We start from the raw sequence: 24,499 nt of genomic DNA on the forward strand, positions 1-24,499 counted from the left end.
GCTGCACCAGCCGCCGGGGCTTCCCGGCGCCGACGAACGAAGGGGGTGCGAGGCGTGCCGCAACGACCGGAGGACCTCGTGGAGCTCCTCCCCGAAGCCGAGCCGTTCCTCGCCCGCGAGTCCGCGGTGTCCGAGGCCGGGCAGCGCCGGGGACTGGTGCTGCTCCACGACCTGGCCGGGGAGTTCGACGCGGCGTCCGCGGCGGCGCTCGCCGGCGCCCACCTGCTGGCCAGCCTGCCGCACCAGGTGATCGCGCGCTTCGACGTCGACAGCCTGGTCGACTACCGCGCCCACCGGCCGCGGATGACCTTCGAGGGTGACCGCTACACCGCCTTCACCCCGCCCGAGATCAACCTGTACGCGCTCGAGGACGACGCCGGCGAGCCGTTCCTGCTGCTGCACGGCAGCGAGCCCGACTACGCCTGGGGCCGCTTCGTCGACGCCGTCCTGGGGCTGGTCCAGCGGCTCGGCGTGACATCGGTGGTCGCGCTGCAGGCGATCCCGATGCCTGTGCCGCACACCCGCCCGGTGACCGTGACCGCGCACGCCACGCGCCGCGCGCTGATCGAGTCCTATCCGGTGTACTGGGGCGAGATGCGCATCCCCGGCACCGTCTCGGCGCTGCTGGAGATGCGGCTCGGCGAGGCCGGTGTCGACGCCTCCGGCGTGGCCGCGCACGTGCCGCACTACCTCACCCAGGCGACCTTCCCGGCCGCGTCGGTCACCCTGCTCGAGCACGCGCAGCGGCTGACCGGCCTGCACCTGCCCGCCGAGTCGCTGCAGGAGGCCGCCGAGGCCAACCGCACCGACATCGACGAGCAGATCGCGCAGTCGCCGGAGAACACCGCCGTCGTGGCCGCGCTGGAGCAGCAGTTCGACGCGTTCACCGCTGCCCGTGAGGAGAACGGCCTGCTCGGCGAGTCCGGCGAGCTGCCCAGCGGCGACGACCTGGCCAGCGAGTTCGAGCGGTTCCTCGCCGACCAGGACCGCAAGCGCCCCCGGGATTAGTCAGGCGCTCGCGATCGGCCGGCCGACGGTCAGGGCGTCGCGGAACTCCGGCGCGAACGCCCGGAAGGCGGCGTCCGGCTCGGTGCCGGTCGCGTCGAGCACGGTGCTGAAGAAGCACCGGGCCGCGGCGGCGAGGACGACGTCGAGGATCTCCGCCTCGTCGAGGCCCAGGTCGCGGAGCTCGGTGAGGTCGCCCTCGGTCATGCTCGCGGCACCGGCGGCGACCGTGTCGGCCAGCCGGACGACGGCGCGCTCCACCGGGTCGAGGCCCCCGTGCCCGTCGAGCAGCGCCGCGAGGGCGGCCGCGCCGTCCAGCTGCTCGACCAGCACCTTGGCGTGGGCCAGCGAGCAGTAGCTCGACCGGAGCCGCAGCGCGGCCGCCATCGTGGCCAGCTCGTAGCGGCGCGGGTCCATGGAGGCCTTGATCGCGCCGTTGAGCCCGCGCCACGCCTCGTAGACGGCGGGCCGGTGCGCGAAGGTCTTCGTGAAGTTGGCGACGTACCCGAGGGTGGCGCGGTCGCGGTCGTAGGCGGCCGCGACCGCGCCGTCGTCCTGGCCAGGTTCTCCGATCCAGCTCATGCCGCCGAACCGTAGGTCGGCGGCACGAGCCGCGGTAGATCAGTGCGCGACGGCGACCCAGGGGGTGGTGGTTGTCGCCGACCCGGGACGCTCAGCCATCCCTGCCTCCTCAGGCGGTCTACGGCGTGCTGAAGGCCCCCGGTCGGACAAGGCGATGCTCGCCTCAGGCGCGGGGGTCGGCCTCCGGCAGGGTGGCGCGCTGCCGATCGGCGACGTCGAACAGGTCGCCGTACTCCTCGACCCGCTCCAGCACCGCCTCCGTGCGGAACCGCAGCGAACCCGGATCGGCCCCGTCGACGACCGCCTCGACCTCGTCCCAGCCCAGCGGCGTGGAGACGGTCGCGTCGGGGCGGGCGCGCAGCGAGTAGGGCGCCACCGTCGTCTTCGCGGGGTTGTTCTGGCTCCAGTCGACGAGCACCTTGCCCGGCCGCAGCACCTTCTCCATGCGCCAGACCACCTCGTCGGGGGTCTCCTCCGACAGGTCCTGGGCGAGCTGCTTGGCGTACCGGCTCGGGTGCTCCCGGTCGGTGACCCGGATCGGCGCGTAGACCTGCATGCCCTTCGAGCCGGAGGTCTTCACCACCGGGTCCAGCCCGTCGTGGACCAGCCGCTCACGCAGCCGCTCGGCGACCAGGCAGCACTCGTAGATGCCGGTGTTCGGGCCGGGGTCGAGGTCGAGCACCAGCAGGTCGGGCAGCGCGGGCTGCTTCTTCGATCCGATCTGCCACTGCGGCACGTGCAGCTCGAGCGCGGCGAGGTTGGCCGCCCAGGCCAGGTCCGCGACGGTCTCCAGCAGCACCATCTCGAGCATCTCCCGGCCCCGGGAGCTGCCCGGGCTCGGCACGGTCACCCGGCGCACCCAGTCCGGCGCGTGCCGCGCGGTGTTCTTCTCGAAGAACGCCTGGCCCTCGACGCCGTCCGGCCAGCGGGTGAAGGTGACCGGCCGGCCGGAGAGGTGCGGCAGCAGCACCGGCGCGATGCGGACGTAGTAGTCGATCACCTGGGCCTTGGTGAACGAGACGTCCGGGAAGAGGACCTTGTCCAGGTTCGAGACGGTCAGCTGCCGTCCGTCGACCCGCACCCGCTGGCGCTGCTGCTCTACCACTCGACCACCACGTCCTCCGGGTCCAGGTCGTCCCGGATCCCCCGCCAGGAAGGGTGGCGCAGCCGGCCGTCCGCCGTCCACACCCCGTAGGCGACCTCCCCGACGAGGTCGGGCTCGACCCACACCGCGTCGCGGGTGACCTCGCGCGGCAGCGTGCCGTCGAACGGCGAGGTCGTGCGGCGGTGCAGCAGCCCCTTCAGCTCGCGCAGGTGGGCGTCGGTGAAGCCGGTGCCGACGTGGCCGGCGTAGACCAGCCGGCCCTCGTCGTCGTGGACGCCGAACAGCAGCGAGCCGATCCCGCCGGCCCGCCGCCCCTTGCCCGGCCGCCAGCCGCCGACGACGACCGACTGGGTGCGGAAGTTCTTGACCTTGACCCACTCCGGGCCGCGGACCCCGGGCCGGTAGGGCGAGTCGAGCCGCTTGGCGACGACGCCCTCGAGCCCGTTCTCGAGGCCCGCCGCGGCGATCGTCCGCCCTCCCCCGGCGAACCACGGCGTGGCCCCCCAGCGGTGCCCGCTGGCCTCCAGCGCCTCCAGCCGCTCCCGGCGCTCGGCGTAGGGGCGGTCGAGCAGGTCCTCGCCGTCGACCGCGAGCAGGTCGAACACGAGGTAGGTGACCGGCTTGTCCGCCGCCATCTTCGGGACCTCGGGACCGGTCCGGTGCATCCGGTTCTGCAGCGCGCCGAAGTCCGGCCGGCCCTGCTCGTCCAGGGCCACGACCTCGCCGTCGACGACCACGTCGTGCCCGGCCAGCGTGTCGGGCAGCCGCTGCAGCTCGGGATAGCGGACGGTGATGTCGTCGCCCTTGCGCGAGCGCAGCTGCAGCCGGCCGCCGGTCACGAACGCCACCGCGCGGACGCCGTCCCACTTGAACTCGTAGCCCCACCGGTCGTCGTCAGCCGGGAGCTCGCCGGGGGTGGCCAGCATCGGGGTGAAGTCCTCGCGGGCCAGCCGCGGGGGCAGGAGGGCCTCGGCCGGGTCGAGCCGCTTGATGTTCCAGGTGCCGTCCGACAGCGGGAACAGGACGTAGCGGCCGTGCAGCCGGCGCCCCTCGAAGTGCACGATGACGTGCCGGTCGTCCCACTTCTCGGTCGCGTAGCGCCCGGCGTCCCAGATCGTCACGTGCCCGCCGCCGTACTCGCCGGCGGCGATCTCGCCCGCGAAGGAGGCGTACTCCAGCGGGTGGTCCTCGGTCGGCACGGCCAGCCGGTTCACGCCCGGCTCGAGCGGCGGTGACTTCGGCACCGCCCAGCTCTTCAGGACGCCGTCGCGCTCCAGCCGCAGGTCCCAGTGCACCCGCTCACCGCGGCCACGCGGGGTGTGGTGCTCCTGGACGACGAAGGTGTCGTCCTCGCCCCGCGGCAGCGGCTGCCCCTCCGCCGGCACGGGCTCCGCGGTGCGCGCCGGATCCCGCTTGCGGCGGTACTCGGCGAGCGGGTCGGCGCCCGGGGGACGGCGGGTGGGCACAGCTCAGGACTGCGCGGGCACGTCAGGCGCTGCGGCGGGCGCGCTTGGCCGGCGCCTCGGCGGCGGCCTTCTTGGCGGTCGTCTTCTTCGCCGTCGTGGTCTTCTTGGCGGCGGTCGTCTTCTTGGCGGCAGCGGCCTTCTTGGCCGGGGCCGCCTTCTTGGCCGGCACCTTCGCCGTGGGGGCCGCCTTCTTCGCCGGGGCGGGCTTGGCGTCGCCCCCGCGAGCCCGCTCCACCGACGCCCGCAGCGCGCTCATCAGGTCGACCACGGCGGCGCCGGTGTCGGCCACCTCGGGCACCGGCTGCACGTCGCCGCCGGTGGTCTTCGCCTCGATCAGCGACTCCATCGCGGCGCGGTAGTCGTCGGTGAACTCACCCGGGTCGAACTCGCCGGACATCGAGGAGATCAGCGCCTCGGCCATCTGCAGCTCCTGCGGCCGCACCGAGATGTCCTCGTCGAGGAAGCCGAAGTCCGGCGTCCGGATCTCGTCGGGCCAGCGCATGGTGTGCAGCACCAGCACGCCGTCGCGGACGCGCAGCGCGGCCAGCGACTCCCGCTGCCGCAGGGCGATCTTGGTGATCGCCACCTGGCCGGCGTTCTCCAGCGCGTCACGCAGCAGCACGTACGGGCGGGTCGCCGGGCCGTCGGGCTCCAGGTAGTAGGTCTTCTCGAAGTGGATCGGGTCGATCTGGTCGGCCTCGACGAACTCGAGCACGTCGATCTCGCGGCGGGTCGACAGCGGCAGTTCGTCGAAGTCCTCGTCGGTGAGGATCACCAGCTGCCCGTCGGGCAGCTCGTAGCCCTTGGCGATCTCGGAGTACTCGACCGGCTCGCCGTCGATGGAGCAGACCCGCTGGTACTTGATCCGGCCGCCGTCGGTGGCGTGCACCTGGTGGAACCGGATGTCCTTGTCCTCGGTGGCGGAGTACAGCTTCACACCGATGCTGACCAGGCCGAACGACACCGCCCCGCGCCAGATCGATCGCATGCCGCCCCTTCCCTCCAACGGCTCCCGACCGAGCCAGCGCCTGACATCAGGCCAAGATCAGCAGGATAGGGGCGGGCGGGCGCCCGCGGCAGGTCGACCGGCCACCGGTCTCCCCCGGATGGGGGACGCGCCCGCGGGGGAAGAGGGTCACGGTGCGTGGACCGCCCCGGCCTGCGCGAGGTCCGGACGGAACGCGCTCATTGTCCCCCGTCGTCGCCTTCCAGTGCGCCGTTCTGGATCGCGTCGTAGACGAACTGCAGGACGTCGGCCCCCGCGACCGCGGTCATCGTGAGCGCCGCCATCCGCGTGGCCCGGGGCGCGGCGACGTAGGAGAAGGCCAACGCGCTGGCGACCCACTGGGCGAGGCAGAACGGGCAGGTGACGAGCTCGCCGATCGCGTGCTTCACGCCGCCGTGCTCCCGGATCCCCTCGGCGACCTCCGCCTCGCCCGACGTGCCCTCGTACGTGGTGAACGGCGCGCGCAGGGGGCTGGTGACCGGGTCCTTGGCGATGGTGCGCGCCGTCCGGAAGGTCGCGACGGTCAGCAGGACGGCGTCCCCGAGCGGGATCCGGTCGGGCAGCCGCTTGCCGGACACCCGGACGGCGGCCGCTCCCGCGGCGACCACCGCCGAGTACACGCCCATCGCCCCGAGCAGCCCGCCGAGCGGTCGCGGCTCCCCGTGGGCGTACTGCCGCTGCTGGCTGCGGGCCCACCGGCGCAGCTCGTCCGTGATCGCCATGCGCAGGCCGCTACCCCCGCTCTGCGCAGGGCATGCCGTGAGATCGGTCCCGCATGAGAGCGGAGTCGGCGGGTAGGGCGGCCTCATGACAGATCCGGGCACCAGCAACCGCGGCGCCGTCCACTCCGCCCAGAACGACGCCGATTTCCCCGACGACGAGCGCGGCCTCACCGGCACCCACGACGGCACGGCGGCGCCCGCGCCCGAGGGCCAGACCGCGCGCGACGTGTTCCCCGAGGACAACGGCATTCCGGACGTCTCCCAGGACGACTTCCCGACCATGCAGCGGTCGGAGGACCCGGAGTTCGCCCCCGAGCCGGGCGACCGGGACAGCCACGAGACCGTGAGCTTCGGCACGACGGCGCGCGAGCAGCAGGAGGGCGAGTCGCTGTCCCAGCGGCTGGAGGAGGAGATCCCGGACGACGCGCCCGGTGTGCGCCCCGCCGAGGACCCCGACCGCGGCCTCGGCCAGCTCGACCAGGACTACGACACGACCCCGGACAGCGACTCGGGGACCAACCGCACGGCCGACGACGTCGAGGCCTCGCGCGAGCCCGTGGTCGGAGGTGAGGGCCCGGAGGAGACCGCGGTCCACGTCACGGACGGTTGACCCGTCCGAGACCGATTCACCCCTGAGCCCCCGCGGGGTCGTCCGCCCGGATGATCCTGCGGGGGCGGCTTGGCGTCCGGCAACTCGGTTGTCTACGTTGGGATCGCGGTTGAGCAAGCAGCCGTCTCGGCCGGGGGACGCATCCCGGCACGAGGACCAGGCTCGGTCGGGGCGGCGACGTTCCCGATCGGGGCAGCGGTAGATTGATCCGCGCGGCACCGCCGCCGGGTACTGCCGCCGAGAGGAGCTGCTGTCCGTGACGACTTCCGACCTGCCCGCCGAGGGCCAGCACGACGTGCCGGCCGAGGGTGCCGAGGCGCCGTTCGACGACGTCATCACCCTGTCCACCTCCACCGGTGAGGACGGCACGGTCACGGTGACGGTCGTCGGTGAGGTGGACACCTTCACCGCTCCCGTGCTGCGCAGTTCTCTGGACAGCCAGCTGGAGCAGTCGCCGCGCGAACTGGTGATCGATCTCTCGGGGGTGCAGTTCCTGGGCTCGGCCGGGCTGGCCGTGCTCGTGGAGACGCAGAAGTCGGCCCGCTCGCGCGACGTGAGCCTGCGCCTGATCGCCACCACCCGCGCCGTCACCCGGCCGCTCGAGGTGACCGGTCTGATCGACCTGTTCACGATCGCCGACAGCGCGTCCAGCTGAACGACGCGACCGGAGGGCCCCGCTGCGGCGGGGCCCTCCGTCGTTCTCAGCCCGTGAGCATCCGGCAGACCGCCTGCTCGAGCACCCGTTGCACCGACCGGTCGTCGGGTGCCTTCGCCGCCTTCTTCAGCGCCGGGGCGATGGTCTCCCCCGACTCGAAGCGGTCCACCACGCGCGGGTCGACGTAGGACGCCTTGCACACCGCCGGGGTGTTGCCCAGCGTGTCCGACACCCGGTCGTAGGCCGCCTTCACCACCCGCTTGCGCCCGGTCTTCGAGGTCGGCGGCGCCGTCTCGGCCAGCGCGACCGCCATGTGCACGGTGGCGTTCCAGGTGCGGAAGTCCTTCGCCGTGATCTCCGCGTCGCTGATCTCCTTCAGGTAGGCGTTGATCTCGGTGCTGGTCACGTCGTGCCACTGCCGGCCGTCGGGCTCGTCCACCCAGTAGCCGAGCAGGTCCTCGCCGGTGTCGTCGTCCCGCTTGAGCAGCTCCCGGACGACCTCGGCCGTCGGCAGGTCCTTGAGCTCGAGCTCCCAGTCCTTGCCGCCCTTGGCGGGGAAGGCGAAGAACACCTTCTCCCCGCGCACCCGGACGTGGTCGCGGCGCAGCGTGGCCAGCCCGTAGGTGCCGTTGTCCTCGGCGTACTGCTCGCTGCCGACGCGGAAGGCGCCCAGGTCGAGCAGCCGGACGGCGCAGGCCAGCACGCGTTCGCGGGTCAGCCCGGCGCCGTCGATCGCGTCCATCACGGCGTCGCGGACGTCGGGCAGCTGGTGGGCGATCTCCAGCACCCGCTCGTGCTTGGCCGCGTCGCGCCGGGCCCGCCACTGGTCGTGGTAGCGGTACTGCTTGCGGCCGGCGGCGTCGATGCCGGTGGCCTGGATGTGCCCGTTGGGCCAGGGGCAGATCCAGACGTCCTGCCAGGCGGGCGGGATCGCCAGCGCGCGGATGCGGTCGACCCGGTCGCCCTTGATCAGGGCGCCGTCCTCGTCGTAGTAGGCGAATCCCCTGCCCGCGCGGCGACGCCGCCAGCCGGGGCCGCTCACGTCGCTGCGCTTGAGTCTCACGCCGACTGGATGGGCAACGACACCGTTCCCCAAACCGGCGCGGCGCCGGTTCGCCCGTCAGGGGAGGTCGACCAGGCCGCCCAGGCCGCTGATCTGCAGGATGTGCCGGGTGACGCCGCCCTGCGGCGCGTGCACCACCAGCCGCCAGTCCTCGTCGCGGGCGATGCGGGTGATGGCGAGGACGACGCGGACGCCGGCGCTGGTGAACGTGGTAACCCCGGTGAGGTCCAGCTCCACCCGCGTGGTCCCGCCGTGGCTGGCCTCGAGCAGCCGGATGCGCATGAGCTCGGCGCTGACCTGGTCGACCGCGCCGCTCACCCGGACCACCGCGCAGGGACCGCTGGTCCGGTCGACGGTCACCGTGGCGCGCGCCTCGGCGACGGCCCGCTCGACGTCGACCTCCGGGCTGCGGCGCAGCCGCATGCTCAGCGTGACCGTCGTCCCGTGCTCCTCCTCGAGCACCACCCGGTCGACCATCTGCCGCATGATCAGCAGGCCGCGGCCGCGGTCACCGGGGTCGCGGTCCGGCGGCCGCCAGGTCCCCTCGTCGCGCACGCTGACGGTGAGCACGCCGTCGACGTCCACCCACGCCCGCAGGTACATGCGGCCGGGCTCCTGCCCGCGGTAGGCGTGCTCGACGGAGTTGGCGCAGGCCTCACCGACGGCGACCATCACGCCGACCCGGTCCTGCTCGCCCATGCCGAGGCCGGCCAGCCAGCCGCTGAGCCGGCGGCGCACCGCCGGCAGCGACGAGGGCACGGCCGGCAGGTCGAGCACCACCGGCTCGAGGGTGCTCTCGCGGCGGTGGGCGACGAGGACGGCGACGTCGTCGCTCCAGCCGCCCGGCGTCCGCACGCCCTCGGCCACGGCCGCGGCCAGCTCGGTCGAGGGCTCGATCTCGGCGCCGTCGCCGGAGAGCACGTCCGCGGCCACCTCGGCGAGCCGGGCCAGGCCGTTCTCCGGGCTGCGGCCGGCGCCGACCACCGCACCGTCGGAGAACAGGATGAGCGTCGCGCCCTGCTCGAGCTGCTGCTCGGAGGCGTGGGTGACGACGTCGGGGACGCTGCCCAGCGGCGGCCGGGGCTCTACCGGCAGGAACCGCGCCGCACCGTCGGTGCCGACCACCAGCGGGGCGGGGTGCCCGGCCGCGGCGTAGGTGAGCCGCCCGGTCGAGGCGTCGAGCACGGCGTAGAAGACGGAGGCGCCCTCGACGTCCTCCATCTGGCCGGCGAAGGCGTCCAGCGCCTCGATCACCGCCACCGGCGAGGGGTCCAGCAGGGCGCTGGAGCGCATGGCGCCGCGCAGCCGGCTCATGGCGCCGGCCGCCGGGACGCCGTGACCGACCGCGTCGCCGACCACCAGCGCCAGCCGGCCCTCGCCCAGCGGCACCGCGTCGTACCAGTCGCCGCCGGCGGCGCGCACCGAGCTGGCCCGGTGGTAGCTGCCCGAGAGCCACACGTCCGGCAGCAACGGCAGGGACGGTGGCAGCAGGCTGGTCTGCACCTTGTCGACGACCTCGGCCTCGCCGGTGGGCCACGGCTCCTGGCCGCCGGCGTCCTCGAGCTCGACGACGAGCAGGACCCCGACGCCGCCGGCCGTGCGCAGCGGGCGGACGACGGCGCTGGCGAGGGGCCCGTCGTCACCGAGCGTGCCGTGCACGCCGGCCGGCCGGCCGGTGCGCAGCGCCGTGGCGACCAGCTCGGACACCCGGTGCCCGCCGATGGCCGGCAGCTCCTCGGACCGGGTCCCGAAGGCGCGTGCGCGGGCGTTCGCCCAGACCGGTTCGGCGTCGCCGGTGAGGTACCAGAGCCCGGCCGGCGCAGCCTCCATCGCCTCGACCAGGACGGCGGTACCGACGTCCCCGGTCGAGGACGTCGGGGACGCGGCGTCCGGACTTGCGCTCATGTGCGGCCAGACAACCGCACCGGCCAATGGTCGGCAACCGCGCCCTCCCGGGACGCCGACGTGGTCAGCGCCACGTTTCGCCCACCCGTCCCGGGGGGTAACCCACCTCTTCGGGCGGTCGACCGGCAGCCCGCGCCCCCGTGCGCCCGCCGGTCCCCCGCGACGATCGGGCAGACTGGGTCGCCGTGCCGCGGGTTCCCGCGGCCGGCGGGACGACGAAGGGCGGACGGATGGCGGACTCGAGGGGTGCCCCCGCGCAGGACGGACGGCGCGCGGAGCGGCTGGAGCTGCGGGTGCCCACGACGCCGACCCAGCTGCCGGCGGTGCGCGCGATGGCCGGCGACCTGGCCATGCGCATGGACTACGACCTCGACTCCGTCGAGGACCTCCGCCTGGCCGTCGACGAGGCCTGCGCGACGCTCGCGCTCGTGGCGGCCACCGACGCCCGCCTGACCGTCGTCTTCGAGACCACCCGGTCCGGGCTGCACATCGACGCGTGGGTGCCGACCGACGAGGGCACCGACGTCCCCCGCGACGGCTTCGGCTGGGCGGTGCTGCAGACCCTCGTCGACAACGTGGAGGGACGCCCGGCCACGCAGGCCGACGTCCACGGTGGCAACGGCACCGCCGAGCCCGTCGCGGTGATCTCCATGGACAAGTACCTGCCCGGCCAGCGACCTCCCGAGGCCGTGGCCCAGATCGGGCAGAACCTCTCGGTCCAGCAGTGAGCCGGGTGGTCTCCGGAGACGAGGACACCCTCCCCAAGGGCATGTCCGTGATCCCCCGAGCGGCGGAGGACGACATTCCTGCGAACGAGCAGCCGGCCGACGTCCAGGACGACGAGGCGGCGACGCCGCGGCCTGCCGTCGTCGAGGACGGCGGCACCGAGACCGAGCAGGACACCGACAGCCCGCCCGTGTCGGACAACCGGCGACGGGCCGAGCGCACCGCGCCGCTGTTCGCCGAGCTGGCGACGCTGGAGAAGGGCGACCCGCGCCGGGAGCGGCTCCGGGAGATCCTGGTCGAGGAGCACCTGCCGCTGGTGCGGCACTTCGCCCGCCGGTTCAGCAACCGCGGCGAGCCCTTCGACGACCTGCTGCAGGTCGGCACGCTCGGGCTGATCGCGGCGATCGACCGGTTCGACCCCACCCGCGGGGTGGAGTTCCTCTCCTTCGCCGTCCCGACGATCACCGGCGAGATCAAGCGGCACTTCCGCGACCAGGGCTGGTCGGTGCGCGTGCCGCGGCGGCTGCAGGAGCTGCACCTGTCGCTCAACGCGGCGGTCGGTGAGCTGGCGCAGAAGAACGGCCGGGCGCCGACGCCGTCCGAGCTGGCCGAGCACCTGGGCATCCCGCGCGAGGAGGTGCTCGAGGGCCTGGCGGTGGCCAACGCCTACCGGTCGAGCTCGCTCGACGAGCGGCTCTCCGGCGAGGAGGACTCCCCGACCCTCGCCGCCACCCTGGGCGAGGAGGACGCCGCGCTCGAGGGCGTGGAGTACCGCGAGTCGCTGCAGCCGCTGCTGGCCACGATCCCCGCCCGCGAGCGCCGGATCCTCATCCTGCGGTTCTTCGGCAACATGACGCAGTCGCAGATCGCCGCCGACATCGGCATCTCGCAGATGCACGTCTCCCGGCTGCTGTCCCAGACCCTGGCCAAGCTCCGCGAAGGCCTGCTCAAGGACTAGCTTTCGCCCTTGAGGTCAAGACCGTCGGGCGGGCAGGTGTCATCCGGCCGGGTGCGGGGGGCGTCCGGCCTGGGAGCGCAGCGCGGTGATCGGTCCGGCGGTGGGGCCTGGTCGGCAGGCTGATCAGACGCCGTCGAGCGGCAGGCTTTCTTGTGCGCCGTGGGCGGCCCCAGGGCGAGCGGGCGGCAAGCTAGGTTGCGCCGTCGTGCGGCATAGCTGTCACAGCCGTCACCGCTCGCTCTGGTGCCGGGCTCGACGGTAGCGCTGTTCGTCGAAGGGTTGTTGGGTCTGGAGCAGGGTGTAGGCCAGTCGGCAGGCGTGGCGGGCCAGGGCGATGCGGACCGGGATCGGGCGCAGGCCGCGGGCGCGCAGCTCGTGGGCGCGGTCGATGAACGGCCCGCAGTGCTGGGACAGGCCCCAGGCGAGGTTCATCAGCGCATCGCGGTGTTCGGGCAGCCCCTGACGGGAGATCGGGGTGCGCCGGTTGATCGTCGCCGACCGGTAGCTGCCCGGGGCCAGGCCGGTGGCCGAGTAGAGATGCTCCGCGGTGGGGAACCGGGCAATCGGCAGGCTGAACGCGGCGAAGGCTGCTGCACGACTGGTGGCCACACCGGGCAGCGTGGTGAGGATCTGCCCGGCGCTTTCGGCCAGCAGAGCGGTGATCTCCGCGTCGACCGCGGCGATGTCGGCAGCGATCGCCCGCCAGCGGGCCACGCTCCGGCTCAACCGCGCTGCTCGTGCCGAGGCGTCGGGCGGCGGTGGCAGGCAGGCCCGCCACCGCCCGACCCAGAACTCCGCTTCGCTGGTGAGCACGCGCCCCCGGGCTCGAGCGCGCAGCGAACGGATCGAGGGCGGTCGGCCGGCGAAGGCCGCGGCGCAGTCCAGCACCGCCTGCCCGATCACGCTGTCGGCCGGCAGCGCCCGGCCATGCCCGTCGGGTGCGGCCAGTCCGGGGCAGAGGGCATGCAGTTGATCGTGCAGCCGCTGCTGGGCCACCTTGTGCTCGCCGATCAGGCCGCGGCGGTGGCGAACAGCCGCGGTGAGCGCGTCCTGTTCCTGGTCGGGCACCGGCCGGCCCTGTCCTTGGCGGGCCAGGTAGGTCAGCGCCGCGCAGTCCCGGTCATCGGTCTTGAATCGCCGCGATCCCAGTTGTGCTCGGGCGGCGGTGGTCTCCGAGGGCGCGAAGAGCCGGACCGATCCGGGAAACCGCTGGTTGAGCTCGCGCAGCCAGGCCTGATGCAGCCCGCCGGAGGCCTCGATGGCGAACACCGGACCCGAGGGGCCGACGTGGTCCACGACCAGTCGGTGCAGCTGCTCCAGCCCCGGACGCAACACCGGCAGCGACAGCGGCGGCACCACCTGGCCGACTTCACCGGTGCTCAACCAGACCCGATTGCTGACCTTCCCCGGATCGATGGCCACCACCAGCGTCGACGCCGGCAGCGCCTCGTGCAGCAAGCCCACGACAACCTCCCGTCCACCGCGGAAACGTCGTCAGGACGCTTCCGCAGGAACGGGGTCAACGGCTATCAGCTGAAGGCAGTGTGTGCCGCGGCGCGGGATCCGGAGGATCCCCGCCGCGGGACACGGACCCGCTCAGCGCCGCCGGGGGACGGCACCTGGCCGCGGTGCGGCCCGGAGGGCCGCACTTGTTATTGCGGGGGCGGCGGCAGGGCGTTGGCGACGTCGTCTTCGCGGGCCTGCTCGGCCACCTCTGACAACGGCGCCGTCGAGATGCCGGGCTGGATGGTGTGCAGCTCGATCTTGGCCTCGGGCTGTGCGGCCGCCGGCGGCAGCTGCGACTCGAACCAGCTGCTGGTGTCGATGCCGTCGCCGGAGCGGCCGCTCCCGTTCCCGGACGACGCCGGGACGTCGAGGAACGACTTCTCGCTGTCGGCCCCGCCCATCTTCGCCAGGCCCTCCAGCGCCTTGCTGAACTCGCTCGGGACGATCCACATCTTGTTGGCGTCGCCCTGCGCGATCTGCGGCAGCGTCTGCAGGTACTGGTAGGCCAGCAGCGCCTGGTCGGGCTGGCCGTCGTGGATCGCCTGGAACACCGTCTCGATCGACTTCGCCTGGCCCTGGGCCTGCAGGAACAGCGCCGCCCGCTCGCCCTCGGCGCGCAGGATCCGGCTCTGCCGCTCCGCCTCGGCCTCGAGGATCGCGGCCTGCTTGCGGCCCTCGGCGGAGAGGATCGCCGCGGCCTTCTCGCCCTCGGCGGAGGTGATCGCGGCCTGCCGCTGCCCCTCGGCGGTCAGGATGATCGCGCGCTTGTCGCGGTCGGCGCGCAGCTGCTTCTCCATGGAGTCGCGGATCGACACCGGCGGCTCGATGGCCTTGATCTCGACGCGGGCGACGCGCAGCCCCCACGGGCCGGTGGTGCCGTCGAGCACTTCGCGCAGCTGGCTGTTGATGCCGTCGCGGCCGGTCAGCGCGCCCTCGAGGTTCAGCCCGCCGACCACGTTGCGCAGCGTCGTCGTCGTCAGCTGCTCCATGCCGGTGATGTAGTTCGCGATGCCGTACACCGCCAGGCGCGGGTCGGTGACCTGGAAGTAGACGACCGTGTCGATGCCGACCTGCAGGTTGTCGGCGGTGATCACCGGCTGCGGCGGGAAGGAGATGACCTGCTCGCGCAGGTCGATGGTCGCCCGGACGCGGTCCACGAACGGCACGAGCAGGTTCAGGCCGGGCGAGAGGGTCCGGCTGTAGCGGCCGAGACGCTCGACCACCTTGGCCTGGGCCTGCGGCACGATGGTCAGGCTCTTGACGACGACGATGATCACCAGGACGGCGACCACCAGCAGCGCGATGAGGGTGGGCTCCACGGTGGGCCCCCTTTCTCGACGGACGGCCTCGATCCTGCAACGAGTGATCCGCCCAGGTCATCCCCGGGGGCGCGCTGTCACTCCATCGCGTCGCCGACGACGGCGGTGGCCCCCTCGACCTTGAGGATGCGCACGGTGTCGCCGATGGCGAAGGCCTCGCCGGCGTACTGGCTGCGGGCGGTCCACTCGTCGGCGCCGAGTTTGATCCGGCCGCTGTGCCGGTCGACGGCCTGGGTCACCCGGGCGGTGCGGCCGACGACGGCGTCCACGCCGTCCAGCTGCTGCGGAGTGCCCGCCAGCAGGTGCTTCTTCGCGATCGGGCGGACGACCAGGAGCAGGGCGAGCGAGACGACGACGAAGCCGACCAGCTGCAGGGCGACGGCACCGCCGAGCAGCGCGACGGCCATGCCGCCCAGCGCGCCGCCGGCGAACATCAGCAGCACGAGGTCGGTACTGGCCAGCTCACCTGCGGCGAACAGGCCGCCGGCGATCAACCACAGCAGCCACGGGTCCACGTGATCGAGTTTCCCACCGGAACGGTCTCGTCGGGGTCACGACTCCGCGGTCCACGTAGCCTCGCTGAGGTGCGCGACTTCCCCGCCGGCCGGTTCGCGGTCTGGGCGACCGCCTGGCTCTCCGGCCGCAGCTCCTACGACGAGGCCCTCGACGCCCTGCTCGGCGAGACCGCGCACCGGGTGACCGGCCTGCCCGGCACCGACGAGGCGGTGCCCCTGGGCTGGGCGCTGACCGCGCTGCGCGGGGAGGGCGAGCGGCGCTTCCGGCTCGTGCTGCCGGTGCCGGGCGACGTCCGCGGGCTGCCCCGGGTGCCGGGGCTCGCACCGCTCGCCCTCGAGTCGGGGCAGGCGGCCGTGGGCGAGAGGCTGGCGCTGGTGCCCGAGGAGATCGGCCCCGAAGCGATCGCGTGGACGGTGTTCCCGCTGGCCGACCCGCCACCGCCGGCGCCGGAGGGCAACCTGCGCGCGGCCGCCGGGGCGCTGGACCTGGCGATCCGCGACGCCGCCCGTGCGCTCGCCGACCTCGACCTGGCCCGCTGGCACCCCGAGGTGCCGGCGCTGCTCGCCGGCCTGGCCAAGCCGTCGCGGCTGACCGGGCTGCCACCCGACCACGACCCGGTCGCGCTGGCGGTGCTGGCCCGCGCGCAGCGGCTGGCGCAGGTGCTCGACCTCGCGATGGCCGACGCGCCGGGTGCCGCCGTCACGCACGCCCAGGCCGCGGCGCGCGACGACGCCCTCCGCCCGCTGGCGCAGGCCGTCCGCGAGGCGACGGTCACCGCCTACAACGCCGTCCCGCGCTGATCGGGCGTCTGCCCGGCGCCGACCGCCGCTACGGTCGGCCGGCATGACAGCGCCGACGATGAACGGCCTGATCCACCACGCGGTGCGCCGGGACCTGGCTCGCCTGGCCGCGGCCCTGGACCCGTGGCCGGACGGCGACCGCGCGCGGGCGCAGCGGCTGGAGCGGGCCTTCGCCAACCTCCGGCGGGAGCTCACCCACCACCACGAGGGCGAGGACGAACACGTGTGGCCCTTCCTCGCCCGCACCGGGGTCGAGGCAGGGCTGCTCGCCGAGATGGAGGCCGAGCACGGCGCGATGTCGGCGGCCCTGGCCGGGACGGCGACCGCGCTGAGCCGGCTGGCGCAGAGCGGCTCGGCCGACGACGCCGCGGCCGCCCGGGAGAGCGTCGAGGGGACGCGGACCGTGGTGGAGGCCCACTTCGACCACGAGGAGAAGGAGCTCGAGCCGCTGCTGCGCTCGCACGAGGGGACGCCGGAGTGGAAGGCCGTCACCGACCAGCTGCGCCACCGCTCCCCCGGCGACGCCGGCTCGTTCTTCGCCTGGCTCACCGACGGCATCAGCGACGAGGACCGCGCGGCGCTGAAGGCCACGGTCCCGGCGCCGCTCACGTTCGTGCTCAGCCGCGCCCTGGGCCGCCGCTACACGAAGGAGATCGCCCCCGTCTGGCGCTGACCGTCAGTGCTCAGGCCGCGGGGCGGGCCGGGCGCTGGACGAAGCAGCAGCTCGCCGGGCAGTCGGTGCCCAGCCGGGCCTCGGCGCCGGCCCGGCGCTCCTCGAGCAGCTCGCGCACCGTGGCCACGAACGCCGGGTGGGTGCCCGCGGTCGCGGCGCGGGCGAAGGCCAGCCCGAGGTCGCGCGCGGTCTGCTCGGCCTCGTTGTCGAGGTCCCAGATCACCTCGAGGTGGTCGCTGACGAACCCGACCGGGAAGACGACGACCGCCGTCTCCCCTGCCGCCGCCAGCGTCTTCAGGTGGTCGTTGACGTCCGGCTCGAGCCACGGCACGGACGGCGGACCGCTGCGGCTCTGCCAGACCAGGTCGAACGGCCGGCCCGGTGCGGCGGCGTCGACCACGGCCTGAGCCGCCGCCATCAGCTCGCCTTCGTAGGCGTGCCCCTGCGGTCCGGCGACGGCGGCCATCGCGTCCGGGATGCTGTGCGCGGTCGCCACGAGCCGGGCGGTGTCGCGGACGTCGGCCGGCAGCGAGGCCAGCGCGACCGCCAGTGCCTCGGCGTTGGCCTGCAGGAACCCCGGGCGGTCGAAGTAGTGCGGCAGCTTCTCCGCCGTCGGACCGCCCCCAAGCGCGGCCCGGGCGCGGGCGATGTCCTCGTGGTACTGCCGGCAGCCGGAGAAGGACGCGTAGGCCGAGGTGGCGAAGACGTAGACGTGCTCGATGCCGTCGTCGGCCATCTTCCGCCAGGTGTCCTCGACGTAGGGCGCCCAGTTGCGGTTGCCCCAGTACACCGGCAGGTCGACGCCGTGCGCCGCGAGATCGGCCTCGACCGCGGCGATCAGCGCCTTGTTCTGGTCGTTGATCGGGCTCACGCCGCCGAAGTGGTGGTAGTGCTCGGCCACCGCCTCCAGCCGCTCGCGCGGGATGCCGCGGCCACGGGTGACGTTCTCGAGGAACGGCATCACGTCCTCGTGCCCCTCCGGTCCGCCGAAGGACAGCACCAGCAGCGCCTCCCGCCGTCCGGCCGGGGCGGGCCGGGCGGACGGTGCGGTTCCCCCGTTGTTGCGGACGGCGAGCGACGGGTCCTCGTCGGGCCGCTGAACTGCGTAGATGTCGACGTCAGACGCCAACGGCATGGAACCCGCCGTCCACGTGCACGATCTCGCCGGTGGTCGCCGGGAACCAGTCCGACAGCAGGGCGACGACCGCCTTGCCGGCCGGCTCGGTGTCGGTGACCGACCAGCCCAGCGGCGCGCGGCCCTCCCAGGCCTCCTCGAACTGGACGCTGCCCGGGATCGACTTCATCGCCATGCTGCGCAGCGGGCCGGCCGCGACCAGGTTGACCCGCACACCCTCCGGCCCGAGCTCCCGGGCGAGGTAGCGCGACGTCGACTCCAGCGCCGCCTTGGCCGCGCCCATCCAGCCGTACACCGGCCAGGCCACCGTGGCGTCGAAGGTCAGCCCGACCACCGAGGCCGACGAGCCGAACAGCGGGCGGCAGGCCTGGGTCAGCGACGCGTAGGACCAGGTCGAGACGTGGAAGGCGGTGGCCGCGTGCTCCCAGGCGACCTCGGTGAAGCCCTCGCCCATCGCCTCCTGCGGCGCGAAGCCGATGGAGTGGACGACGCCGTCGAGCTGGTCGCCGACGTGTTCGCGCAGCCGGTCGGCCAGCGTGGCGAGGTGCTCGGTGTTCGTCACGTCGAGCTCCACGACTGGCGCCTCCTGCGGCAGCCGCTTGGCGATCCGCTGGCACAGCGACAGGGCGCGGCCGAAGTTGGACAGGACGACGGTGGCGCCCTGCTCCTGCGCCAGCCGGGCCGTCGCGAACGCGATCGAGGCCTCGGTCAGCACGCCGGTGACGAGGACCTTCTTGCCCGCCAGAATTCCATCAGCCATGCCGATCAGTGCCCCATCCCCAGTCCGCCGTCGACCGGGACGACCGCCCCGGTGATGTAGCCCGCCGCATCGCTGGCCAGGAAGCGCACGACGCCGGCGATCTCGTCCGCGTCGGCGTAACGGCCGAGCGGGACCTGCCCCAGGATCTCCTTCTGCCGCGCCTCCGGCAGCTCCGCCGTCATGTCCGTGGCGACGAACCCGGGGGCCACGACGTTCGCGGTGATGCTGCGGCTGCCGAGCTCGCGGGCGATCGAGCGGGCCAGGCCGACCAGGCCGGCCTTGCTCGCCGCGTAGTTGGTCTGACCGGCGGAGCCGAGCAGGCCGACGACCGAGGAGATGTAGATCAGCCGCCCCCAGCGGTTGCGCACCATGCGCGCGGCGGCCCGCTTGCTCACCCGGTAGGCCGCGGTCAGGTTCGCGTCGAGGACGTCGGCGAAGTCCTCTTCCTTCATCCGCATGAGCAGCCCGTCGCGGGTGATGCCGGCGTTGCTGATCAGCACCTCGACCGGGCCCTGGTGCTCCTCGACCTCGGCGAACGCGCGGTCGATCGCCGCCGCGTCGGTGACGTCGCACTCGACGCCGAACATCCCCTCCGGTGCACCGCTGCCGCGGTGCGTCACGGCGACCGAGTCGCCCTGCTCGGCGAACGACCGGGCGATCGCCAGCCCGATCCCGCGGTTGCCCCCGGTCACCAGCACCGACCTGCCCACGTGCCACTCCCCTGCGCCAGGCTGCCTTCCCGCACGCAACCTATCCGGTGGTCGCAGGTCACACCCGTCCGAGGTGAGATGCCGGCATGACGCGGATCGCGATCCTCCACCCCGGCCAGATGGGCGCCGCCGTCGGCCGCGCGCTGGTCGAGGCAGGGCACGACGTGGGCTGGCTGCCCGAGGGCCGCGGCCCGGGCACCCGCCGTCGCGCCGAGGAGGCCGGGCTCGTCGCCCTGACCGGCGTGGACGACCGCGACCTGGTGCTGTCCGTGTGCCCGCCCGCGGCCGCGGTCGACACCGCCCGCTCCGTGGCCGGCTTCTCCGGGCTCTACGTCGACGCGAACGCCGTCAGCCCCGAGACCGCGCGCGAGGTCGCCGCCGTGGTGCAGGTCGGTGGCGCGACCTACGTCGACGGCGGCATCGTGGGGCCGCCCCCGGCGGAGGCCGGCTCCACGCGGCTGTTCCTCTCCGGCTCGGGCGCGGCGCAGGTCGCCGAGGTGTTCGCCGGCAGCCGGCTCGAGCCCGTCGTCCTGCACGGCGATACCGCCGCGTCCGCGCTGAAGATGACTTACGCGGCCTGGACCAAGACCACCGCCGCGCTGCTGGTCAGCCTCCGCGGCGCCGCCCGCCAGCTCGGCGTGGAGGACGCGCTGGTCGCGGAGTGGGCGCGCTCGCAGCCCGACCTGGCCGCGCGCCACGCCGGTGCGGTCGCGGCGGCCCGGGACAAGGGGTGGCGGTGGGAGGAGGAGATGCGCCAGATCGCGCGCACCTTCGCCGCCGCCGGCGAACCGGCCGGCTTCGCCGAGGCCGCCGCCGAGCAGTTCGCCCGCTGGCCGCGCCCGGCCGACGGCTGACCGCCGCGCCCCGGCTACCTCTCCTCGGGCGTTCCCAGCAGCGGACCGGCCGCCCGGACGAGGACCGCGGTCCAGGTGCGCCACGGCCGCCACGGCTCCGAGAGCCGCCCGACGTCATCTGCCGTGGCGGGCCGGCCGAGACCGTAGAGCCGGCCCATCAGCTCCAGGGCCCGGGGCTCCTCGGTCACCGGGACGTCGGCGAAGCCCACGGCGCGCAGCACGACCAGCGCCGCGTAGAACGGGCCGATACCCGGCAGCGTCAGCACCTGGGCGTGCGCCTCCTCCGGCCGGAGAGCCCGCAGCCGGTCGACGTCCAGGAGCCCGTCCGACGCCGCGCGGGCGACGGCGTGCAGGCGCTGGACCTTGAGCTCCGGCAGCCCCGGAACCCGGTCGACCGCCAGCAGCGCCTCCGGCGACGGGAACGCGGGGAGCTCCTGGCCGGCGATCCGGAAGACCCGACCGTGCTCTGCGGCGAGCCGGTCGCGCACCGTCGCCATCTGCAGCGCCGGTTGCCGGGCCGACAGCACCGCCCACGCCGCCGCCTCGTAGGGCGAGTGGAACAACGGCGGGCGGAGCCCCGGGCGCAGCTCCATGAGCTTCCCGACGACCGGATCCCGCTGCCCGACCTCGGGGTAGCTCGCCGCGTCGTGGTCGAGGCTCAGCACCCGCGCGGTCTGCGCGACGACCCGATCGACGTCGGCGGATCCGAGCACCTCGACCTCGACCGGACCGTCGTCCTCCGCCTGGCGCACCGCGACGGCGACGGGCTCGAACGTGCCGTCCAGAGCGAACGCCATCCGCATGACCCCGTCGAACCGGGCGGCGTGCCGTTGCCCGAAGCCGAACTCCGCCGAGGCCCGCAGCCGGAACGGCCCCGACGGGACGATGCGCTCGCTCACGACCGGAGCGAAGCACCCGGGTCCGACGATTCCGGGCGCGGATCACCGCCCGACCTGGTGACATGGCGGGGTGACCCGGCGGTGGCGGACGGAGGCAGCCGGGCTGATCGGCTCCGCCCGCCGGCGGCTGGCGGGTCGCGACCTCGCGCTCATCGCGGCCGGGCTGACGTTCTACGCGGGTATCGCCGTCGTCCCCCTGCTGGTGGTGACCTTCGCGCTGACCGCCCGGCTGACCTCGCCGGAGACGGTCCGCGAGCTCGGCGGGCGGCTCGTCGAGCTGCTGCCCGACCAGCTCGGGGCGCCCGCGGCGGTGGGCCGGCTGATCGCCGCCGGCATCTCGCTCGACGTCTGGGGTGGGCTGCTCGCGCTGCTGCCGATGTCGCTCTACGGCGAGGGCCTGCGCCGGGCGCTGCTGCGGTTCGGCGACCGGCGGGAGTCGCTGACCTCCTGGCGCGGGCGGCTGCTCGCGCTGCCCCTGCTGGCGCTGACCCCGCTGCTGCTCTACCTGCTGCTCCTGGCCGCCGGTCGGATGGCCGAGCTCGCCGAGACCGGCGGCACGGCGGCGACCATCGGCCGGATCGCCCTCGGGTTCTACTCCGTGCTCGGCGTCCTCATGGTGCCGCTGGCCTGGGGTTTCCGCGTGGTCGCCGGGGCCCGGGTCGGCTGGCCGGCCCTGCTGGCGGGGGTGTTCTTCACGGCCGCCTGCCTGTCCGGCTTCCTGCAGGGGTTCGTGCTGTTCCTCGCGCTGCCGTTGCACCTCGGCGCCCCGTTCGGCGGGTTCACCGCGGTCGGCAGCGTCGTCGCGGTCGGGCTGTGGCTGTTCCTCCTGCACCTGGTGCTGCTGGTCGGATGGCTGCTCACTCAGGCGCTCGACGAACGCCTGTCCCGGTCGGCGAACAGGGGCGGCAGGTAGCGCAGCATGAGCGCCGACCAGGTCAGGTGGGTCAGCACCGGGGCCTGGATGCCGCCGCTCGAGCGGCGCTGCAGCCCCAGCAGCGGCCCCATCACGAGGCTGGCGAGGACGAGGGCCGGGTTGCGGGTCGCCGTCGTCGCCAGGCCGTAGACGGCGGTGGTCGTCAGCACCGGCCGGTCGGCGACCGCGGCGTAGAGGGCACCGCGGAAGAAGACCTCCTCGGCCACGCCGTTCGCCAGCGCCGTCGTCAGGACCAGCGGGGTGGAACCCTGCCGGGCGTAGCGGAGCACCGAGACCAGCGCGCGGTCCAGCGGCGGGACCCGGCGGGCGACCAGCGCCGCGGCGTAGAACGCGCCGAACGCCCCGGCGCCGGTGACCACCGGGCTCAGCCACGGGCGGCGGACCGTGCCCCGCGGGCCGAACGTCCACCCGGCGTGCAGCGGTCCGGCGGCCAGGCCTCCCGTCGTCCACGTGGCCGCGACGGCGAGCGTCAGCCCGTAGAAGCGCCGGGAGTCCGGGGGCTGCGCGAGCGAGAGCCCGAGCAGCCCGGCTCCGGTCACCGCGGTCGCCGCCGTCACCCGGCGCCGGCGCCGGAAGGCGGCGTCGCTCTCCCGGTGGTCCCGGGGCACCTTGTCCACGAGCGAGCGAGGCAGCCAGCGGGTCACCGGCGGCGCTCCCGCGCCCGTTCGATCAGCGCCCGCAGCGCCATCTCGTCGTAGTCCATCGGCTCGAAGGGGACGACGTCGCGGATCGCCGCGTCGGTGACCACCACCTCGTTCGTCATCGAGTCGACCAGGTTCTTGCCGGTGGCGACGTCGACGGAGGTGACCAGCGCCAGCCACCGCGAGGACAACCGGGGGCTGAGCAGGGGCACGGGCAGGACGGCGAGGTGGCGGTTCTGGATGTCGGCCAGCCGCGTGAGCATCTGCGCGTACGTGAGCACCTCGGGACCGCCCACCTCGAACACCCGGCCCTCGGCCTCGGGCGCCTCGAGGACGCCGACCAGGTAGCGGACGACGTCCGCCACCGCGATCGGCTGGGTCCGGGTGTGCACCCAGCGCGGGGTGACCATGACCGGCAGGTGGGCGACCAGCTGGCGGGTGAGCTCCCAGGACACCCCGCCGTGCCCGACGACGATCCCGGCCCGCAGCACCGTGACCGGGACCCCGGTCGCGCCGAGCAGCTGCTCGACCTGGCGGCGGCTGCGCAGGTGCCGGGAGAGCCCCTCGCCGTCCTCCCCCAGGCCGCCCAGGTACACGATCCGCCGGACGCCGGCGTCGGCCGCCGCCTGGGCGAACGACCGCGCGCCCTGCGCGTCCTTGCTCTCGAAGTCGGCGTCGCCGAGGGAGTGGACGAGGTAGTAGGCGGCCTCCACGCCCTCCAGCGCCCGCCGCAGTGAGCCGACATCGCCGACGTCGCCGGCGACCGGCGTCCCCTCGCCCTGGTACTTCTCGGGACGCCGGGTCATCGCCCGGACGTCGTGCCCCTCGGCGACCAGCGCGGGCACCAGCCGGCGGCCGACGAACCCGGACGCCCCGGTCACCAGAACCCGCACGCGGTCGAGCCTCGCCGATCCGCCGCCGGCGCGCGACCGTAGCCTCCCTGCATGCGAGCCGTGCAGATCACCCGCTTCGGCGGTCCCGAGGTCCTCGACGTCGTCGACCTGCCCGATCCCGTCCCCGGGGACGGCGAGCAGCTGTACGAGGTGTCGGCCGCCGGCATCAACTACGCCGACACCCACCAGACCGAGAACAGCTACCTCGCCCAGCAGCAGCTGCCGCTCATCCCGGGCACCGAGTTCGTCGGCACGCCGGCCGGGGGCGGTCCCCGCGTGGTCGGCCTCGCCCCGGCGGGCGGCTACGCCGAGAAGGTCGTCGCCCCGTCGCGGTTCACCTGGGAGGTCCCCGACGGCGTCAGCGACGAGCAGGCGCTCGCCCTCGTCATCCAGGGCGCGACCGCCTGGCACATGCTGCGCACCTCGACCCACATGCAGCCCGGCGAGTCGGTCGTCGTCATCGCCGGTGCCGGCGGGGTCGGGTCGCTGGCGATCCAGCTGGCCAAGCACTGGGGCGCCGGCCGGGTGATCGCGACGGCGTCCAGCCCCGAGAAGCGCGCGCTCACCGAGGAGCTCGGCGCCGACGCCAGCGTCGACCCGGCCCTCGCCGACGACGACCCGAAGACCTTCACCGCCGCGCTGCGCGAGGCCAACGACGGGCACCGGGTCGACGTCGTCCTGGAGATGACCGGCGGGCACGTGTTCGACGGATCGCTGTCGGCGCTGGCCCCCTTCGGCCGGATCGTCGCCTACGGCATGGCCGGCCGGGTGCCGCCGAAGCCGGTCAACCCGACTTCGCTCATGGGCACCAGCCGCGCCGTCATCGGCTTCTGGCTCGCCCACTGCATGGCCCGGCCCGAGATGATGGACGCGGCGATGAACGAGCTGCTGCCGATGGTCGCCGAGGGCGTGCTCAAGCCGGTCGGCGGCGGCCGCTACCCGCTCTCCGCCGTCCGCGAGGCGCACCAGGACCTGCTCTCCCGCCGCACCACCGGCAAGCTCGTCCTCGACCCGTCCCGGTAGACAGCGCGCTTTATCGCGACAAAGCACGCGTGC

General features: G+C 74.1%; 26 protein-coding genes. 10 read left to right on the forward strand and 16 right to left on the reverse strand.

From position 1 onward, the window contains the following. Positions 1–54: 54 nt before the first annotated feature. Positions 55–1,008, forward strand: a complete 954-nt coding sequence (locus GGQ55_RS25520; protein ID WP_179721671.1) for a proteasome assembly chaperone family protein — start codon at positions 55–57, stop codon at positions 1,006–1,008. On the opposite strand, the gene GGQ55_RS25525 is transcribed toward GGQ55_RS25520, so the two are convergent. From GGQ55_RS25525 to GGQ55_RS25545, 5 genes are all read right to left on the reverse strand, one after another. Then, the gene (locus tag GGQ55_RS25525; RefSeq protein ID WP_179721673.1) at positions 1,009–1,587 is read right to left on the reverse strand and encodes a carboxymuconolactone decarboxylase family protein; all 579 of its coding nucleotides are present in this window, start codon (positions 1,585–1,587) and stop codon (positions 1,009–1,011) included. Positions 1,588–1,750: 163 nt separating this feature from the next. Then, positions 1,751–2,692 carry a non-homologous end-joining DNA ligase gene (ligD, locus tag GGQ55_RS25530; RefSeq protein ID WP_366490248.1) on the reverse strand — a complete coding sequence of 314 codons (942 nt, stop codon included), beginning with the start codon at positions 2,690–2,692 and terminating at the stop codon, positions 1,751–1,753. After that, on the reverse strand, positions 2,686–4,158 hold the full coding sequence (ligD, locus tag GGQ55_RS28680; protein ID WP_179721675.1) for a non-homologous end-joining DNA ligase: 1,473 nt from the start codon (positions 4,156–4,158) through the stop codon (positions 2,686–2,688). Before ligD (GGQ55_RS28680) ends, ligD (GGQ55_RS25530) begins: the two co-directional genes overlap by 7 nt. Positions 4,159–4,180: 22 nt before the next feature. Then, entirely contained in the window at positions 4,181–5,146 is a 966-nt protein-coding gene (ku, locus tag GGQ55_RS25540) for a non-homologous end joining protein Ku (protein ID WP_179721677.1), read from the reverse strand. 197 nt (positions 5,147–5,343) lie between these two features. Further along, positions 5,344–5,886 (reverse strand): DUF1360 domain-containing protein, encoded by a 543-nt coding sequence (locus GGQ55_RS25545; protein WP_179721679.1) that lies wholly within the window; start codon positions 5,884–5,886, stop codon positions 5,344–5,346. A gap of 85 nt (positions 5,887–5,971) precedes the next feature. Here GGQ55_RS25545 and GGQ55_RS25550 point away from each other — a divergent pair, with 85 nt between their 5' ends. Next, on the forward strand, positions 5,972–6,496 hold the full coding sequence (locus GGQ55_RS25550; RefSeq protein WP_179721681.1) for a hypothetical protein: 525 nt from the start codon (positions 5,972–5,974) through the stop codon (positions 6,494–6,496). 256 nt (positions 6,497–6,752) lie between these two features. Then, a complete protein-coding gene (locus GGQ55_RS25555; RefSeq protein ID WP_179721683.1) occupies positions 6,753–7,151 on the forward strand; it encodes an STAS domain-containing protein in 399 nt (132 codons plus the stop codon). A gap of 46 nt (positions 7,152–7,197) precedes the next feature. Here GGQ55_RS25555 and GGQ55_RS25560 read toward each other — a convergent pair whose 3' ends face one another. Further along, positions 7,198–8,214, reverse strand: coding sequence for a DNA topoisomerase IB (locus GGQ55_RS25560; protein WP_366490251.1), 1,017 nt, complete (start codon positions 8,212–8,214; stop codon positions 7,198–7,200). Positions 8,215–8,271: 57 nt separating this feature from the next. Further along, positions 8,272–10,119, reverse strand: coding sequence for a SpoIIE family protein phosphatase (locus GGQ55_RS25565; protein ID WP_179721685.1), 1,848 nt, complete (start codon positions 10,117–10,119; stop codon positions 8,272–8,274). 185 nt (positions 10,120–10,304) lie between these two features. On the opposite strand from GGQ55_RS25565, the gene GGQ55_RS25570 reads away from it, so the two are divergent. Then, positions 10,305–10,847, forward strand: coding sequence for an ATP-binding protein (locus GGQ55_RS25570; RefSeq protein ID WP_366490253.1), 543 nt, complete (start codon positions 10,305–10,307; stop codon positions 10,845–10,847). A 41-nt stretch (positions 10,848–10,888) separates the two neighbouring features. Beyond that, the gene (locus tag GGQ55_RS25575; RefSeq protein WP_246323872.1) at positions 10,889–11,803 is read left to right on the forward strand and encodes an RNA polymerase sigma factor SigF; all 915 of its coding nucleotides are present in this window, start codon (positions 10,889–10,891) and stop codon (positions 11,801–11,803) included. A gap of 228 nt (positions 11,804–12,031) precedes the next feature. On the opposite strand, the gene GGQ55_RS25580 is transcribed toward GGQ55_RS25575, so the two are convergent. The 3 genes from GGQ55_RS25580 to GGQ55_RS25590 form a co-directional block, all read right to left on the reverse strand. After that, complete coding sequence (locus GGQ55_RS25580) at positions 12,032–13,267, reverse strand: IS110 family RNA-guided transposase (RefSeq protein WP_179714810.1); 1,236 nt, start codon at positions 13,265–13,267, stop codon at positions 12,032–12,034. A gap of 188 nt (positions 13,268–13,455) precedes the next feature. After that, a complete protein-coding gene (locus GGQ55_RS25585; protein ID WP_179721687.1) occupies positions 13,456–14,628 on the reverse strand; it encodes an SPFH domain-containing protein in 1,173 nt (390 codons plus the stop codon). A 77-nt stretch (positions 14,629–14,705) separates the two neighbouring features. After that, positions 14,706–15,143, reverse strand: a complete 438-nt coding sequence (locus GGQ55_RS25590) for an NfeD family protein (RefSeq protein ID WP_179721689.1) — start codon at positions 15,141–15,143, stop codon at positions 14,706–14,708. A gap of 69 nt (positions 15,144–15,212) precedes the next feature. Here GGQ55_RS25590 and GGQ55_RS25595 point away from each other — a divergent pair, with 69 nt between their 5' ends. Then, positions 15,213–15,944, forward strand: a complete 732-nt coding sequence (locus GGQ55_RS25595) for an Rv1486c family protein (protein WP_179721691.1) — start codon at positions 15,213–15,215, stop codon at positions 15,942–15,944. Positions 15,945–15,987: 43 nt separating this feature from the next. After that, positions 15,988–16,617: a hemerythrin domain-containing protein gene (locus tag GGQ55_RS25600; protein ID WP_179721693.1), complete on the forward strand. Its 630-nt coding sequence runs from the start codon at positions 15,988–15,990 to the stop codon at positions 16,615–16,617. A 10-nt stretch (positions 16,618–16,627) separates the two neighbouring features. Here the strand turns inward: GGQ55_RS25600 and GGQ55_RS25605 are convergent, their stop codons facing one another. Genes GGQ55_RS25605 through fabG form a run of 3 tightly spaced genes read right to left on the reverse strand, consistent with a single transcriptional unit; the run spans position 16,628 to position 19,222 of the window. Beyond that, on the reverse strand, positions 16,628–17,752 hold the full coding sequence (locus tag GGQ55_RS25605; RefSeq protein ID WP_179721695.1) for a ferrochelatase: 1,125 nt from the start codon (positions 17,750–17,752) through the stop codon (positions 16,628–16,630). Next, positions 17,736–18,512 carry an enoyl-ACP reductase FabI gene (gene fabI / locus GGQ55_RS25610; RefSeq protein WP_179721697.1) on the reverse strand — a complete coding sequence of 259 codons (777 nt, stop codon included), beginning with the start codon at positions 18,510–18,512 and terminating at the stop codon, positions 17,736–17,738. Before fabI ends, GGQ55_RS25605 begins: the two co-directional genes overlap by 17 nt. A gap of 5 nt (positions 18,513–18,517) precedes the next feature. Further along, entirely contained in the window at positions 18,518–19,222 is a 705-nt protein-coding gene (gene fabG / locus GGQ55_RS25615; RefSeq protein ID WP_179721699.1) for a 3-oxoacyl-ACP reductase FabG, read from the reverse strand. Between the two features lie 86 nt (positions 19,223–19,308). Between fabG and GGQ55_RS25620 the strand changes: the two genes are divergently transcribed. Continuing rightward, positions 19,309–20,076 carry an NAD(P)-dependent oxidoreductase gene (locus tag GGQ55_RS25620; RefSeq protein WP_179721701.1) on the forward strand — a complete coding sequence of 256 codons (768 nt, stop codon included), beginning with the start codon at positions 19,309–19,311 and terminating at the stop codon, positions 20,074–20,076. A 14-nt stretch (positions 20,077–20,090) separates the two neighbouring features. Here the strand turns inward: GGQ55_RS25620 and GGQ55_RS25625 are convergent, their stop codons facing one another. Then, positions 20,091–20,975 carry a DNA-3-methyladenine glycosylase family protein gene (locus tag GGQ55_RS25625; RefSeq protein WP_179721703.1) on the reverse strand — a complete coding sequence of 295 codons (885 nt, stop codon included), beginning with the start codon at positions 20,973–20,975 and terminating at the stop codon, positions 20,091–20,093. A gap of 70 nt (positions 20,976–21,045) precedes the next feature. Between GGQ55_RS25625 and GGQ55_RS25630 the strand changes: the two genes are divergently transcribed. Continuing rightward, positions 21,046–21,888: a YhjD/YihY/BrkB family envelope integrity protein gene (locus GGQ55_RS25630; RefSeq protein ID WP_179721705.1), complete on the forward strand. Its 843-nt coding sequence runs from the start codon at positions 21,046–21,048 to the stop codon at positions 21,886–21,888. Here the strand turns inward: GGQ55_RS25630 and GGQ55_RS25635 are convergent. Then, positions 21,837–22,553 (reverse strand): CPBP family intramembrane glutamic endopeptidase, encoded by a 717-nt coding sequence (locus tag GGQ55_RS25635; RefSeq protein ID WP_179721707.1) that lies wholly within the window; start codon positions 22,551–22,553, stop codon positions 21,837–21,839. The two genes, GGQ55_RS25630 and GGQ55_RS25635, sit on opposite strands and share 52 nt — an antisense overlap. Next, positions 22,550–23,443, reverse strand: a complete 894-nt coding sequence (locus GGQ55_RS25640; RefSeq protein ID WP_179721708.1) for an NAD(P)H-binding protein — start codon at positions 23,441–23,443, stop codon at positions 22,550–22,552. Before GGQ55_RS25640 ends, GGQ55_RS25635 begins: the two co-directional genes overlap by 4 nt. Before the next feature lie 51 nt (positions 23,444–23,494). Between GGQ55_RS25640 and GGQ55_RS25645 the strand changes: the two genes are divergently transcribed. Beyond that, positions 23,495–24,466, forward strand: coding sequence for a quinone oxidoreductase family protein (locus GGQ55_RS25645; protein WP_179721709.1), 972 nt, complete (start codon positions 23,495–23,497; stop codon positions 24,464–24,466). Positions 24,467–24,499: the final 33 nt, after the last annotated feature.

The organism is Petropleomorpha daqingensis (assembly GCF_013408985.1).
GTDB classification, from domain to species: Bacteria; Actinomycetota; Actinomycetes; order Mycobacteriales; family Geodermatophilaceae; genus Petropleomorpha; species Petropleomorpha daqingensis.

What these genes read in the sequence shown, in the direction of transcription:
- GGQ55_RS25525 (WP_179721673.1), bottom strand. Translation starts at nt 1,587, where the DNA reads ATGAGCTGGATCGGAGAACCTGGCCAGGACGACGGCGCGGTCGCGGCC.
- ku (WP_179721677.1), bottom strand. Translation starts at nt 5,146, where the DNA reads ATGCGATCGATCTGGCGCGGGGCGGTGTCGTTCGGCCTGGTCAGCATC.
- GGQ55_RS25545 (WP_179721679.1), bottom strand. Translation starts at nt 5,886, where the DNA reads ATGGCGATCACGGACGAGCTGCGCCGGTGGGCCCGCAGCCAGCAGCGG.
- GGQ55_RS25550 (WP_179721681.1), top strand. Translation starts at nt 5,972, where the DNA reads ATGACAGATCCGGGCACCAGCAACCGCGGCGCCGTCCACTCCGCCCAG.
- GGQ55_RS25565 (WP_179721685.1), bottom strand. Translation starts at nt 10,119, where the DNA reads ATGAGCGCAAGTCCGGACGCCGCGTCCCCGACGTCCTCGACCGGGGAC.
- GGQ55_RS25575 (WP_246323872.1), top strand. Translation starts at nt 10,889, where the DNA reads ATGTCCGTGATCCCCCGAGCGGCGGAGGACGACATTCCTGCGAACGAG.
- GGQ55_RS25600 (WP_179721693.1), top strand. Translation starts at nt 15,988, where the DNA reads ATGACAGCGCCGACGATGAACGGCCTGATCCACCACGCGGTGCGCCGG.
- GGQ55_RS25605 (WP_179721695.1), bottom strand. Translation starts at nt 17,752, where the DNA reads ATGCCGTTGGCGTCTGACGTCGACATCTACGCAGTTCAGCGGCCCGAC.
- fabI (WP_179721697.1), bottom strand. Translation starts at nt 18,512, where the DNA reads ATGGCTGATGGAATTCTGGCGGGCAAGAAGGTCCTCGTCACCGGCGTG.
- GGQ55_RS25620 (WP_179721701.1), top strand. Translation starts at nt 19,309, where the DNA reads ATGACGCGGATCGCGATCCTCCACCCCGGCCAGATGGGCGCCGCCGTC.
- GGQ55_RS25645 (WP_179721709.1), top strand. Translation starts at nt 23,495, where the DNA reads ATGCGAGCCGTGCAGATCACCCGCTTCGGCGGTCCCGAGGTCCTCGAC.